The sequence below is a fragment of the Caulobacter sp. NIBR1757 genome (assembly GCF_027912495.1).
Classification (GTDB): domain Bacteria; phylum Pseudomonadota; class Alphaproteobacteria; order Caulobacterales; family Caulobacteraceae; genus Caulobacter.
Map to the genome: position 1 here is coordinate 4,245,964 of NZ_CP115463.1, position 13,781 is coordinate 4,259,744.

Consider the following 13,781-nt stretch of genomic DNA (forward strand, 5'->3'; position numbering starts at 1 on the left):
GCAAAGCGTTGAGGAATCGATCCCGATGATCTCCAGATTGAAGTTGATGGGCGCGACGGCGCTGGTGGGCCTGACCGCCGCCGGTTTCGGGGCTCCGGCCCTGGCCCAGAGCCAGCCCGCCAAGCCGGCCGTCCAGACCCCGCCGACCACCACGACGGACGACGCGGAGGACCGCGATGAGGGCGACGTCGAGGCCCTGGTCGTCACCGGGTCGCGGATCAAGCGGACGGAATACAACAGCGCCATGCCGGTGCAGGTCATCACCACCGAGGAGTCCTCCCTGGCCGGGCTGGTCGACACGGCCGAGATCCTGCAGTCCAGCTCGGTGACCGGCGGGGCTTTCCAGGTCAACAACAGCCTGACCGGCTATGTCGTGACCGGCGGCCCCGGGGTGAACACCATTTCGCTGCGCGGCCTGGGCGCGACCCGCACCCTGGTGCTGTTCAACGGCCGCCGCCTGCCGCCGGCCGGGGTTCGCGGCACGGTCGGCCCGGTCGACCTGAACACCATCCCCAGTTCGCTCATCGAGCGGGTCGAGATCCTGAAGGACGGCGCCTCGTCGATCTATGGGTCCGACGCCGTGGCCGGGGTGGTCAACTACATCACCCAGACCAACCTCGACGGCGGCAAGCTGACCGTCAATGCCAACATGCCGTTCCAGTCGGGCGGCGAGCAGTACAGCATCGACGGCGCCTGGGGCAAAACCTTCGATCGCGGCTACATCACCATCGCCGCCAACTACTTCGAGCAGGTGGCCCTGCGGCGCGGCGATCGTGAAGACACCCAGTGCGCCGCCGACTACCTGGTCGATCCGGACACCGGCAAGCGCATCGACTACAGCGAGTACGATGGCAGCGGCTACAAGTGCTACAATCAGGTCAACAACGTCCTTTACGGCAGCTCTTACGGCTATCTGCAGTACCTCAAGACCGGGGTGACCTATCCGACCACCGGCAACAACTCGCCCTTCGCCGACATGGCGCGCCAGGGCCGGGCCAACTATCCGGACACCTACACCTACGCCAACTACGACACCCCCTACTGGGACCGCTCGACGATCATCAGCCCGGTGCAGCGCGCCAGCCTCTATGTGGCAGGCGGCTTCGACATCACGCCCCAGATCACCGCCTACGGCGAGGCGCTGTACAACAACCGCTCGTCCGAGCAGGACAGCACCCGCCAGCTGTTCCCGACCCTGGCCAGCACCAACCCGAACAACAAGTTCTACCAGAACGGCATCAGCGGCGGATCGACCGTCTATCCGGTGATCTCCATCCCCTACGACAGCAAGCAGGATGTCGACTACTATCGCCTGCTCGGCGGGCTGAAGGGCGACCTTGGCGGCTGGAGCTGGGACATCTACGGCCAGTACGGCCTGTCTTCCGGCGACTACAGCATCAGCTCGGTCTATGCCGACCGGGTCTATGCCACCACCGCCTACGGGGTGGCCTGCAACCAGGCTGCCATCACCGTGTCGGGCGGCGACTGCTCCAGCCTGCCGGCCGAGGGCATCCCCTGGTCCAGCACCCGCATCCTGTCCGGCCAGTTCACCGACGCCGAGAAGGCCTTCCTGTTCGGGGTCGACAAGGGCCACACCGACTATGAGCAGTACACCGTCGAGGCCACCGTCTCGGGCGATCTGTTCACCCTGCCGGCCGGCCCGGTCGGCGCGGCCTTCGGGGTCGTCTACCGGCGCGACGAACTGGATGACCAGCCGGGTCGCGAGTCCGTCTCCAGCAACAACTGGGGCCTGACAGCCGCCGGCCACACCGAAGGCTCCTACGAGACGAAGGAGATCTACGGCGAGTTCTCGGTCCCGTTGCTCAAGGGCCTGCCGGGGGTGGAACTGCTCGATCTGTCCCTGTCGGGCCGCTACACCGATGTCTCGAGCTACGGCAGCGACAGCACCTACAAGGTCGGCCTCAACTGGCAGGTCAACGACTGGCTGCGCCTGCGCGGCACCAAGGGCACCTCGTTCCGCGCGCCTGCCCTGTACGAGCTCTACCTGGCCAACCAGACCAGCTACATCGGCCAGACCAGCATCGATCCCTGCATCAACTGGGGCGACAGCACCAACGCCCGCATCCAGGCCAACTGCGCGGCCGCGGGGCTGGCCTCCGATTGGGCCGGCTACGGCTCATCGGCCCTCGTCGTCGCCGGCGGCGGGGCCGGGGTGCTGAAGGCGGAAACCTCGGACGCCTCGACGATCGGGGTGATCTTCACGCCGCAGTTCGCCGACCTGAACATCGCTGTCGACTATTTCGACATCCTCGTGAACAACGAGATCGATCAGTTCGGCGCGGGCAACATCCTCTACCAGTGCTACAACGCCACAACGACAGGCGGCAGCCCGTTCTGCAGCCTGTTCGAGCGGGATTCGACGACCGGCCAGATCACCACCGTCTACAACAGCTACGTCAACGTGGCCGAACAGCGGAACCGCGGCATCGACCTGTCGGTGACCTACCGCCACGAGTTCGACATGGGCAACCTGACCCTCAACGCCCAGTTCACCTGGCAACTGCAGGACACCACCCGGGTGCTCGGCACCGATGAGGAAGACTACAACGGCTCCACCTACAACTACCGGGGCCCGGACTTCCTGGGGAACACCACCCTGACCTGGCGGACGGGGGACTGGACCCTCAACTGGGCGACCCAGTACATCGGCAAGGGCTCCAACACGGAAATCTATGGGGCGGACACCTACGCTTCGAGCAAGTACGCCAGTTCTTCCGACTATGACTACAAGTCCGGATCTACCTACTATAATTATGTCTACTATAAGCAGTACACCGAGTTCCAAACCTATCATTCGGTCTCGGTGCGCAAGGCGATGGGCGACACGACCCTGACAGTCGGCCTGCAGAACGTCTTCGACGAGGATCCGCCCTCCGTCTCGACGGGCGAGTTCCGGGTCGGCACCTCGGCCCTGAACGCCTACGACCTGCGCGGCCGGCGCGCCTTCATCACCGTACAGAAGCGCTGGTAGCCGACCAGCCCGCGAGACCCCGGGGCCATGCACCCCGGGGTCCTTGGGCGCTTTCGCGACCGACCGGGGGGAGCCCATCAGCTCTGGAGTCGCCTTTCATGTCCGCCAGCGGTTTCGATGACCTTCGCGTGCTTCTGGTTGATCGTGACCCTCATCACCGCCAGGTCCTGGCGGAACGCCTCCAGTTGCAGGACTGCGCCGTGGCGGAGGCGGGCGACCGGCCTGAAATGGCGCTGGCGCTCGAGGACGACGTCTACTCCGCGATCGTCTGCGACCTGGAGCCGTCCGAAGAGCCGGACCAGCGGGCGTTGCGTGACCTGCTGGTGGTTCCCGGACGGCCCGTGGTGATCCTGCTGGGCTCGCGGGACAACCTCATCGACCGGCTGCTGGGGCTGGAGCTGGGGGCGGACGACTACATGGCCAAGCCGGTCAACGCGCGGGAGCTGGTCGCGCGGCTCAAGGCCGTCCTGCGCGGGCGGCGCGGCGCGCCCGGCCCGGTCGACGACAGTCCCGGCCAGCGCCTTCTGTTCGCCGGCTACCAGCTGGACCTGGATGGAGAGACCCTGCGCGATCCCGCCGGATGCATCGTGCGCCTGCCCCGCGCCGAATTTCTGATGCTGCGGGCTCTGGCCGAACAGCCGGGCAAGGTCGTGGCCCGGGCGCGGCTTCAGGCGGTGTCCAGCAGCCACGACTGGACGGCGGACAGCCGGGCCGTGGATCTGCGGATCAGTCGCCTGCGCCGACGGCTGTCCATGGGCGGCGAGATCATCCGCACCTTCCGGGGACGCGGCTATCTGCTGGCGGTCGAGGTGCGGCCAGCCCCCTAGGAGCCGACCGCTTTCCGCCCCTACTGCGTCTTCAGGAACTCGATCACCGCCGCCCGCTCCTGCGGACTGAGGGCCGGGCCGACCACGCCCTTGGTCCCGGCCGGAGCGTCGCGGAACTCGTGGCCCTGGTTGGAGCTGCCCTTGAGGCTGGTGTCCAGCTTGAAGGCCCCGCGCGGGCAGGTCTTGACGTCGAGACCAACCACGAGCGGGTCGTAGGCGCGGTTGCCCAGGCAGAAGCTGGACGGACGCTCCGCCGGCGGTCCCAGCAGGGCCGACAGCGACGGCACCGAGCCGTTGTGCAGATAGGGCGGCGTCGCCCAGATGCCGTTCAGCGGCCGGGCCTTGTAGGCCGGCGGGGCCTGTATGCAGTTGGGGCGGTTGCCCTTGTCGGCCTCGGCCGCGTCGCTCTTGATCGGCGTGCCCTCGTCGCGGTGGAACTTGTCGACCACGGACTGCACCGCCGAGGCCAGGGCCTGGCCGAAGCTCATCTCGGTGGCCGGTGTTGTCGGGGTGGTGAAGCAGGTGACCCCGGTGGCCGGGTTGGTCACGCCGGGCTGCAGGCCGAGCGCCAGCGGGGCCTTGATCTTGCGGCCGGACAGGATTTCCGCCTGGCCGGGGTCGGTGCCGACCAGGCTGAGCGGGATGACCTTGAGCTTCAAGTAGCTTTCGCCATGCTCGTTGGCCGTGGTCCACAGGGTGGGGCTATAGAGGGCCTGGTTCGGGTCATCGACCGGCGGCAGGTGGCAGCCCTGGCAGCGCAGGGCGTAGACTTGGCGACCGGCCTGCGCCTTGGCCATGTCGATGCGGCCCAGGACGTCCTGCGGCCACTTCGGCGCCAACAGCCCCTGGAAGCCGCGCACCCGGCCGTCGGGCCCCCGCGTCAACGGGTTCGGCCCCTCGAGCTGCTGCTCCATCCGCGCCACGTTGCCGACCGCCACCGAGGAGTCCCACAGCTTATGCGGCTGGTCGAAGGTGGTCATGTTGACCTTGGCCTGCACCCCGATCGCCTCGCCGACATTGCGGATGGCCGGCTGGCCGATCGAGGCGTCGTACTGCGCCCAGTTGAACCAGGGGGTGTTCCACAGGTGCGGATACTTCACCGGCGCGTTGACGGCCGCGTAGTTGTCCAACGGGTCGAAGGTCGCCGACTTGGCCGGCAGCAGGTTGGCGTAGAACACCGCGTTGCCGATGCGGTTGAGGGCGTCGAGCCGGTTGTAGCCTTCGGTCACGCCGTCGCGCTTGTCGATCGCCGAGGTCGCCTTGGCCCCGGCGGCCAGGGCGCTGATCGTCGCCTTCAGCTCGGCGTGCAGCTTGTTGCGGTCGGCCTTGGTGGCCTTCGGGCCGAGCACCCGGTCGGCGAAGGAATCGAAGCGCCAGGGAAGGATGTCGGTCAGCAACAGCGCCGCGCCCAGGGTCGCGGTCAGCTGGCCCAGGCTGGTGGCGGCGTTGGCGCCGTCGATGCGCAGGGAGACGCCGTTGTACTCCAGGTGGCCGGTATGGCAGGCGGCGCAGGTCAGGCCGACCTGGTCGGGCAGCATCCTGCCGGTCGTCGGGTCGGGGTAGGCCTTGGTGATGGCGAAGCCCACCGGCATGCCGGCCGGATTGAGCCCCCGGTTGCTCTCGACCCCGGGCTCGGCGGGCACGCCGCCGATTTTGGCCTTGTAGCCGTAGGCCGTCTCGACCCCGCCGGCCGGACCGGCCTGGCCGCCGCCCGACGGCGGGCTGGGGATGAAGCCGAGCTTCTGCATGTAGGCGCTGTCGATGAACAGCGTCTCCTTGCCGGGCAGGATCTTCGGCTCGGCCAGGGCCACGAACCAGGTGTAGGGGATCGGCAGGGTCGAGGTGCCTTGCGTGGCGTGGTGGAACCAGTAGCGGTCGTTCTCGGCCCAGCCCTGGTCGAGCCAGCGGGCCTCGCGCACCGGCTGGGGCGGCGGCAGGGGCGGATTGACGAAGGCCAGCACCTTCGGAATGCCGATGGCGGCGATCACCACCACGACAAGCAGAACCAGGCCCCACAGGGCGGCTTTCCGAGATCCCGACATCGACGTTTCCCCTCCGCGATGCAGCCATATGAATACAATTTGGAGGGATCATCAACATGCGATACAGATTCTGGATGTGACGCGCCGCGCCCTCGCCCGGCGGGCGCGTCCCGGGGCCCCTTTTCAAACCGCCAAACCCACCAAGCCGAGGTCAAAAATGGTCGATGTCGCAGCCTCATCGTTTCTGGCCGCCTATGACGCCGCGCAGCAGCCGCAGCAGAAGCTGGCCCTGCTCTTTCAATGGATCGCCACCAAGCCGCTGGCGCTGTTCAAGGAGCTGAGGACCAGCCGGCCGATCCTGATCACGCCCGGCGGGCCGACCGTCCTGGCGATGTTCGCCGACGTCGAGGAGGCGCTGACCCGGAACCTGCAATTCACGGTCAAGCCCTATGCCCCCAAGATGGACCCGTCGGTCGGCCCGTTCATGCTGGCCCGCGACGGCACAGTCTACAACCAGCGCGACAAGGGCATCATGCGGGCGCTGATCCAGCAGATCGACATGCCGGGCGTGCGCCAGACAGTGGCCCGGATCGGGGCCGGGCTGATCGCCCAGGGCGCCTCGCCGGACGGCCGGCTGGAGCTGGTCTCACAGGTCACCCGCCCCGGCCCGATCGCCCTGACCGGCCAGTATTTTGGCTTCCCGGGTCCGGACGTGACGGCGATGCTGCGCTGGTCCTACGCCACCCAGAACAACATGTTCCACAACCTGAGCAACGACCCCCAGGTGCAGCAGGCCTGCGTCACGGCCGGGGCCGAGATGAAGGCCTACCTGGACGACTTCCTGCCGCGCCGGGCCCAGCAGGTGAAGGCCGACCCGAAGATCGACGACGTCGTCGCCCGCATGCTGCGCCTGCAGACCCCGCCGCAGATCGGTTTCGACCAGGGCCGCATCCTGTCCAACACCATGGGCCTGCTGGTCGGCGGCATCGAGACCACCTCGGCCGCCATCGTTCAGGCCATCGACCAGCTGATCGACCGTCCCGACCAGCTGGCCGCCGCCCAGCGCGCCATCCAGGCGAACGACGACGCGAGCTTCGACGCCATCTTCTGGGAGGCGTTGCGCTTCAACCCGATGGCCCCGTTCGTCGTCCGGCTGCTGGTCGAGCCCTATACGATCGCCGCCGGCACACCGCGCCAGACCACGCTGGCGGCCGGCACCCTGGTGTTCGCCAGCATCGCCTCCGCCATGCATGACGCCACCGTGGTGACCGATCCGGACAGCTTCAAGCCCGGCCGGCCGGCCTATCACTACCTGCACCTGGGCTTTGGCGAGCACCGGTGCCTCGGCGACCAGGTCAGCCTGATGCAGGCCCCCGAACTGGCCAAGCAGATCATCAAGGCCGGCTTTGTGAAGCGCGCGGCCGGGCCGGCCGGCCAGCTGGACTTCAAGGGCGGCCCTTTCCCGGAAAGCCTGGTCCTGACGCAGTGACGGGGGTCTCGACGGGGCGACGATCGTCGCGTTCGGGAACCCTCGAGGCTCCTGCGGGGCTATCTATGCGAGCGTGGGATGTCCCTGCTTCAAGCGCCACCTCCCGTGGCCGATCCGGAGATTTCCCCATGCAGCTTCCCAAGGGCGCCACCGTCGCCGTCGCCGATGGCGAGAAGTTCAACCTGTTCCGCAACGCCGGCGACGAGGCCGATCTGAAGCTGACGCCGCTGGACCATGCGGCGATCGACGCCGACCACCAGGGCGCCACGCCCGGCCGTCACGGCAGCTCGGCCAACCCCGACGGCGGCCAGGACCGGGAAGACGGCTTCTCGGCCGGGGTCGTCGCCCTGCTCAACAAGCAGGTGCTGGCGGGAGAGATCACCCACCTGCTGATCATCGCCGCGCCGCGCACCCTGGGGGCCATCCGGCCGCAGTATCACGCCAGGCTGACGGCGGCCCTGGTCGGCGAGATCGCCAAGGACCTGACCGGACACGCGCTGCAGGACGTTGAGAAGGCCATCGCCGCGGCCTAGAGGGCGGCGGATCGGGCGCCCGGTTTCGGGGCGCCCGATTGTCGCACGGGCCGGAGGGCCGGTAGCGCCGGGAGACCAGCGTTCCTACATAGTGACCTCGCCTTCCTCAGGGGAAATCTTTCCCGCCGCTGTCGAAGGTCTAGGCGAGGAGCGCCTTTCCGTTGAACGTCCAGATTCTCGACCGCGGGAAAGACCCCGACGCCCTGCTTCGCCTGGTGGCGACGCAGTATCCGAAAGCCGCGCTGCGCTTCCTGCGGCCGCTCGCCGATCTGCTCTGCGTGGCGCGGGACGCCTGCGGCGGCGACTTCGACAAGTTCCTGATCATGCTGGCCGTGGCCATCCGGACCACCGAGCATCCGCTGTTCGCAACCTATGCCCAGGAGGAGCTGCTGGACGGGACGATTCCCGTGTTTCCGAGCCTGGGGACGAATGTCCGGTCGGTGGCCGATTCCCTCGGGCTGCCCAAGGAGACGGTGCGGCGCAAGGTGGGCGACCTGGTCGACGCGGGCTGGATCGTCCGGCAGGGCAACGAGCTGCGGTTCACCGACCATGCCTATCGGGAACTGGCCGGCGCCCGGGTCGGCATCGAACGGCTGGCCGTCCGAAACTTCGAGGTCGTCGCCGACCTCATCCGCAAGGCGTCGCCGCCCTGCCCCGACGGCGAGCTCCGCCAGGCCTGCGGCTAGGTCGGATAGCTTCCCGGGCCCATGGCCACGAGACCCGCGACCTTCGACAGCAGATCCTCGGGCCCCAACGGTTTGCTCAGGGTGGCGTCGGCGCCGACCATGGCCGCCATCTTCAGCAGATCGAGCGTGCCCAGACAGCCCCGGCCGCTGACGGCCAGGATGCGAATGGTCGGATAGCGCCATTTGACGGCATTGATCAGTTCGATGCCGTCGCCGTCCGGCATGATGATGTCAGTGACCAGGATGTCGGGCCGCGCCGACTGCAGGACCGTCTGGGCCCGGCCGCCACCCTGAGCCTCGGCAACCCTGTATCCGGCGCTGCCCAGCAGGCGGCTGACCGCGGCGCGAAAGGCCGCGTCGTCATCGACGACCAGAATTGATGTGGAGCCCATGCACGCGCCCTCAGGTGATGGGGCTTTGGTAGAGGCGGCCACCGGCTCGCGCCATGCGGGCGGAACCCAGTCTGGGCCCAAGGGGATCACCGCCCCGGAGCGTCGGCGTCGCTCACAGAAAACTGTAGGGGTCGATGTCGATGGTCAGGCGCAGCTGGCCGCGCGGTTTCACCCGGGCCTTCCAGGCCGCCATGTAGGCGGACAGATCGACATTGCGGTCGGCGCGGACCAGCAGGCGTTTGCGGCGCCGGCCCCGGATCAGGCCCAGCGGCGCGTCGGCGGGGCCGAAGATCTCCACGCCCGGGGTGTTGGGGGCGACGCGGGCCATGTCCTGGGCGAAGGCCTCGAGCTGGACCGGGTCAGGCCCGGAGAGGATGACGGCGGCCAGCCGGCCGAAGGGGGGCAGGCCGGAGAGCTGGCGCAGCTCCATCTCGGCGGCGACGAAGCTGTCGCGGTCGGAGGCGGCCAGGGCCTGCATGACCGGATGCTCGGGGGCGTAGGTCTGCATGAGGACACGGCCGGGGCGGTCGGCGCGGCCGGCCCGGCCGCCGGCCTGGGCCAGCAGCTGGAAGGTGCGTTCGCCGGCCCTTAAGTCCCCGCCGCGCAGGCCGAGGTCCGCGTCGACGACGCCGACCAAGGTGAGGTTCGGGAAGTTGTGTCCCTTCGCCGCCGCCTGGGTGGCGACGAGGATGTCGATCTCGCCGCGCTCCATGGCCTCGACCAGCTCGCGGGCCGACTGGCTGCTGAACATGGTGTCGGAGGAGAAGATGGCGGTGCGGGCCTCGGGGAACAGGCGCTTGGCTTCCTCCTCGACCCGTTCGACGCCGGGGCCGATGGAGACCAGGCTGTCCTTGGCGCCGCAGTGGGGGCAGGCCTCGGGCTTTGGCATGGAGAAGCCGGTCAGGTGGCAGACCAGGCGGCCGGTGTAGCGGTGCTCGACCAGCCAGCTGTCGGTGTCGGGCGCGGTCAGTCTTTCTCCACAAGCCCTGCAGAGGACGACCGGGGCGTAGCCGCGGCGGTTGAGGAACAGCAGGGTCTGCTCGCCGCGTTCAAGGGTTTCGGCCATGGCCTGGACCAACGGCGGCGAGAGCCAGTGGTCGCGCTCCGGCGGGGTCTCGCGCAGGTCGATCATCGTCACCTCGGGCAGGGTGGCGACACCGTGGCGAGCGTTCAGTTTCAGCCAGCCGTAGCGGCCCTGTTCGGCGTTCCAGAGCGTCTCCAGGCTGGGGGTGGCCGAGGCGAGGACGACGGCGCAGCCCTCCAGATGGGCGCGGGCGACGGCGAGGTCGCGGCCCTGGTAGATGAAGCCCTCCTCCTGCTTGTAGCTGCCGTCATGCTCCTCATCGACGACGATGAGGGCCAGCTTGCGATAGGGCAGGAACAGGGCCGAGCGGGCCCCGACGACGATGCGCTTGCGGCCGGCGGCGACGTCTTCCCAGAGGGTGCGGCGGCGGGGCGGCGCCACGGCGCTGTGCCATTCGCCGGGAGGGCTGCCGAAGCGGGCGGCCACGCGGGCGATGACTGCCTGGGTGAGGGCGATCTCGGGCAGCAGGATGAGGACTTGGGCCTCGGGATCTTTGCTGAGCGCATGGGCGGCGGCTTCGAGGTAGACCTCGGTCTTGCCGGAACCGGTGACCCCGTCGAGCAGGGTGGCGGAGAAGGCGTGGGTATCGAACTTCTTGATCAGCTCGGCGGCGGCGGCGGCCTGGCCGGGATTGAGCGAGCCCTGGCGGGGGGAGACGTCGAGAGGCGGCGGGGTGCGGTCGGGGAGCCGCTCCTCGATGGCCAGGCAGCCCTCGTCGATCAGGCCCTTGACCACGCCGGAGGAGACCCCGGCGGCTTCGGCCAGGCGCGGGGCGGGCAGAGCTTCGCGGGCGGCGGCTTCCAGGACCTTGGTTCGGGCGGGGGTCGGGCGTTTGGGGTCGAGGCCGGTCGGGACGACGATCCGTTCGGGCTTGGGTTTCGGCGCGCGCAGGCCGCGCATGGCCATGGCCAGGGGCCAGCCGGGATTGTCGGCGGCGTAGCGGGCGGCCCATTCGATGAAGGCGAGGGTGCCGGGCGGCAGCGGTGGGTCGTCGATGCGGTGGGAGATGGGCTTCAACGGACGGTTGCCGCCGGTCCCGTCGCGCAGGGCGGTGACGACGCCCCGCATCAGCCTGGGCCCAAGCGGGGCGGCGACCTGATCGCCGACGTTGAGGTCCATGCCCTCGGGCTCGGCGTAGTCGAAGGCCTCGGGCAGCGGCATGGGCAGGAGGACGGAGGCGATTCGGCTCATGACCGCCCGGCCGCCTTGATGTACAACGCCCGACCCATCTCTACGGACGCCCCGACCATGCAGCTCTTCCTCGACACCACCGACACCGCCGTGCTGGCGGACCTGGTCAAGACCGGCCTTGTGGACGGGGTCACCACCAATCCCACGCTGATCGCCAAGTCGGGTCGTCCCATGGCGGAGGTCATCGCCGAGATTTGCGGTCTCGTCGAGGGGCCTGTCAGCGCCGAGGCGGTGGCCACCGACGCCGAGACCATGATCAAGGAAGGCCGCAAGCTGGCCGACATCGCCGGCAATGTGGTGGTCAAGCTGCCGCTGACCCGCGACGGCCTGATCGCCTGCGCCGCCTTTGCGGCCGACGGCATCGCCACCAACGTGACCCTCTGCTTCTCGGTGGCCCAGGCGCTGCTGGCCGCCAAGGCCGGCGCCACCTACGTCTCGCCCTTCGTCGGGCGGCTGGACGACCACGGGGCCGACGGCTGCGCCCTGATCGGCGATATCCGCACGGTCTATGACAACTATGGCTTCGATACCGAGATCCTGGCTGCCTCGGTGCGCACCGCCGATCACGTGGCCCGCTGCGCCGAGCTGGGGGCCGATTGCGCCACCCTGCCGCCGAACGTCTTCGAGGCCCTCTTCAAGCACCCCTTAACCGACAAGGGTCTAGAAGCTTTCCTGAGCGACTGGGCCAAGACGGGCCAGACCATCCTCTAGAACAGAGCGGGCAAGAGCATGTCGGACGGGGCGCGGATCAAGACACTCGATACGGCCCCGGATCTGGCGGCCCTGCGCGACCTGATCCGCGAGAACGGCGCCCTGCTGCGCGACGATCCCGAGCTGCTGGCCGACCTGGGCCTGCGGCTCGACGCGGCCAACCTGGTCGATTTCGGGCCGGCGGCCCTGGCCCGGGTGGCGGCGACGGCGAAGCGCGAATCTAAGGCCCGGCGCATGCTGGAGGCCACGGCCCGCGCCAACTTCTCGGCCCAGGCCCAGACCCACGCGGCAGTCATCGACCTGCTGGAAGCCCGCAACCATTCCGACCTCGTGCGCCGGATGGACGAGGTGGCGACCCTGCGCTTCGGCCTGACCGGGGCGGCCGTCGCCCTCGAAGGTCCGATGCGGGTTCCGGCCGGCTGGTATCCGCTGGTCGAGGGGCAGGTGGATTTGATCCTGGGACCGCAGAAGCTGGCGCGGATGGGCTTCCATGCCCCGGCGCTGGGTCTGTTCGGCGACAAGGCGGCAAACGTCAAATCCATGGCCATGGTCCGTCTGGCCATCTGGGAGCCGGCCCGCCAGGGCGTGCTGGCCTTCGGCTCGCCGGAACCGGAGGGGTTCACAAAAGACATGGGCCATGAGCTGGTCGATTTCCTCGGCCGGGTGTTCGAACGCACCGCCGAGCGTTGGCCGGTGCTGTGACCGCCGACCAGGCTCTCGAGACCTGGATCACCCACCTGGCGGCTGAACGGCGCGCCTCGCCCCGGACGCTTGAGGCCTACCGCGCCGGAGCGACCTCCTGGCTGACCTTCCTGGCCCGCCATCGCGGCGAGCTGATCTCCGTCGAAGCCCTCGGCACGGTCACGGCCGCCGAGGTCCGCGCCTGGCTGGCCGACAAGCGCGAGCGGGCCGACGGCAAGCAGCTGGCCGCCCGATCCCTGTCGCAGGCCCTTTCGGCGGTCCGCTCCTTCCATGGCTTCATCGACCGCCGCATGGGCGTGCCCTGCCCGGGCCTCGCCCTGGTGCGCGGGCCCAAGGTGCGGCCCGGCGCGCCGCGACCGGTCAGTGAGGACCAGGCGCGCGGCCTGCTGATCGAGGCCGGGGCCGATCCGGACCGCGACCCCTGGGAGGGCCTGCGCGACCAGGCGGCGCTGACCCTGCTCTACGGCTGCGGCCTGCGCATCTCCGAGGCGCTCAGCCTGACCCGGGGCGACGCCCCCCTGGCCGAGGCCCTCCGCATCACCGGCAAGGGTGGCAAGACCCGCATCGTGCCGGTGCTGCCGGTGGTGCGCGAAGCAGTGGACGCCTATCTGGCCGCCCTGCCCTGGCCCACATCAGCGTCCGACCCGCTGTTCATCGCCAAGCGCGGCGGCGCCCTGTCGCCCCGCCATGTGCAGGCGGCCATGCAGCTGCTGCGCGGACGCCTCGGCCTGCCCGACCGCGCCACGCCCCACGCCCTGCGCCACAGCTTCGCCACTCACCTGCTGGGCGCGGGCGCGGATCTGCGCGTCATCCAGGAACTGCTCGGCCACGCCAGCCTGTCGACGACCCAGCGCTACACCCAGGTCGATGCGGCGGGCCTGCTGGCGGCCTATTCAGCGGCCCATCCGCACGCCTAGGCCCAAGCGGCCCTTATCGAAGCGACCAACCATTATACCGCGCCGCTCGCCGGCAAGGGACCGCCCGCAGCCCTGGCCGTTGAAAAAGCTTGGGAAACTGTGCCCCTGGCGTTGGTCGGGACGCCGGAAATGTAGCCGGCGGCGTGGGTCGGAGCGTGGTCAGCTGTCGCCGAATGTTGGTCCGATTGCGGTAGGCAAACCCACATCGAGCGAAAACGACACATCGGCCGGGACAAGGGCGTCAGAACGGCCCAAATTGAATATGTCTAGACATA

The 13,781-nt window shown here is 69.0% G+C and carries 11 protein-coding genes; 8 read left to right on the forward strand and 3 right to left on the reverse strand.

Annotated elements, in window-relative coordinates; all coding sequences use genetic code 11:
* The first annotated feature begins 25 nt into the window (after positions 1 to 25).
* Together O5I81_RS20360 and O5I81_RS20365 are read left to right on the forward strand one after the other, a co-directional pair.
* The gene (locus O5I81_RS20360) at positions 26 to 2,992 is read left to right on the forward strand and encodes a TonB-dependent receptor (protein WP_271066691.1); all 2,967 of its coding nucleotides are present in this window, start codon (positions 26 to 28) and stop codon (positions 2,990 to 2,992) included.
* Between the two features lie 98 nt (positions 2,993 to 3,090).
* Entirely contained in the window at positions 3,091 to 3,819 is a 729-nt protein-coding gene (locus O5I81_RS20365) for a response regulator transcription factor (RefSeq protein WP_271066692.1), read from the forward strand.
* 20 nt (positions 3,820 to 3,839) lie between these two features.
* On the opposite strand, the gene O5I81_RS20370 is transcribed toward O5I81_RS20365, so the two are convergent.
* Positions 3,840 to 5,861, reverse strand: a complete 2,022-nt coding sequence (locus O5I81_RS20370; RefSeq protein WP_271066693.1) for a di-heme-cytochrome C peroxidase — start codon at positions 5,859 to 5,861, stop codon at positions 3,840 to 3,842.
* 157 nt (positions 5,862 to 6,018) lie between these two features.
* Here O5I81_RS20370 and O5I81_RS20375 point away from each other — a divergent pair, with 157 nt between their 5' ends.
* The 3 genes from O5I81_RS20375 to O5I81_RS20385 all read left to right on the forward strand — a co-directional run bounded on the left by O5I81_RS20375 (position 6,019) and on the right by O5I81_RS20385 (position 8,509).
* Positions 6,019 to 7,290, forward strand: a complete 1,272-nt coding sequence (locus tag O5I81_RS20375; protein ID WP_271066694.1) for a cytochrome P450 — start codon at positions 6,019 to 6,021, stop codon at positions 7,288 to 7,290.
* Between the two features lie 128 nt (positions 7,291 to 7,418).
* Entirely contained in the window at positions 7,419 to 7,823 is a 405-nt protein-coding gene (locus tag O5I81_RS20380) for a host attachment protein (protein WP_271066695.1), read from the forward strand.
* Between the two features lie 161 nt (positions 7,824 to 7,984).
* A complete protein-coding gene (locus O5I81_RS20385; RefSeq protein WP_271066696.1) occupies positions 7,985 to 8,509 on the forward strand; it encodes a hypothetical protein in 525 nt (174 codons plus the stop codon).
* On the opposite strand, the gene O5I81_RS20390 is transcribed toward O5I81_RS20385, so the two are convergent.
* Both O5I81_RS20390 and O5I81_RS20395 read right to left on the reverse strand, forming a co-directional pair.
* The gene (locus tag O5I81_RS20390) at positions 8,506 to 8,901 is read right to left on the reverse strand and encodes a response regulator (protein WP_271066697.1); all 396 of its coding nucleotides are present in this window, start codon (positions 8,899 to 8,901) and stop codon (positions 8,506 to 8,508) included. The two genes, O5I81_RS20385 and O5I81_RS20390, sit on opposite strands and share 4 nt — an antisense overlap.
* Before the next feature lie 112 nt (positions 8,902 to 9,013).
* A complete protein-coding gene (locus tag O5I81_RS20395; RefSeq protein ID WP_271066698.1) occupies positions 9,014 to 11,176 on the reverse strand; it encodes a primosomal protein N' in 2,163 nt (720 codons plus the stop codon).
* A 57-nt stretch (positions 11,177 to 11,233) separates the two neighbouring features.
* Here O5I81_RS20395 and fsa point away from each other — a divergent pair, with 57 nt between their 5' ends.
* The 3 genes from fsa to O5I81_RS20410 are packed head-to-tail and all read left to right on the forward strand — an operon-like array spanning position 11,234 to position 13,506.
* Positions 11,234 to 11,887 carry a fructose-6-phosphate aldolase gene (gene fsa / locus O5I81_RS20400; RefSeq protein WP_271066699.1) on the forward strand — a complete coding sequence of 218 codons (654 nt, stop codon included), beginning with the start codon at positions 11,234 to 11,236 and terminating at the stop codon, positions 11,885 to 11,887.
* A gap of 18 nt (positions 11,888 to 11,905) precedes the next feature.
* Positions 11,906 to 12,589, forward strand: a complete 684-nt coding sequence (locus O5I81_RS20405; protein WP_271066700.1) for a DUF484 family protein — start codon at positions 11,906 to 11,908, stop codon at positions 12,587 to 12,589.
* A complete protein-coding gene (locus tag O5I81_RS20410; RefSeq protein WP_271066701.1) occupies positions 12,586 to 13,506 on the forward strand; it encodes a tyrosine recombinase XerC in 921 nt (306 codons plus the stop codon). Before O5I81_RS20405 ends, O5I81_RS20410 begins: the two co-directional genes overlap by 4 nt.
* Positions 13,507 to 13,781: the final 275 nt, after the last annotated feature.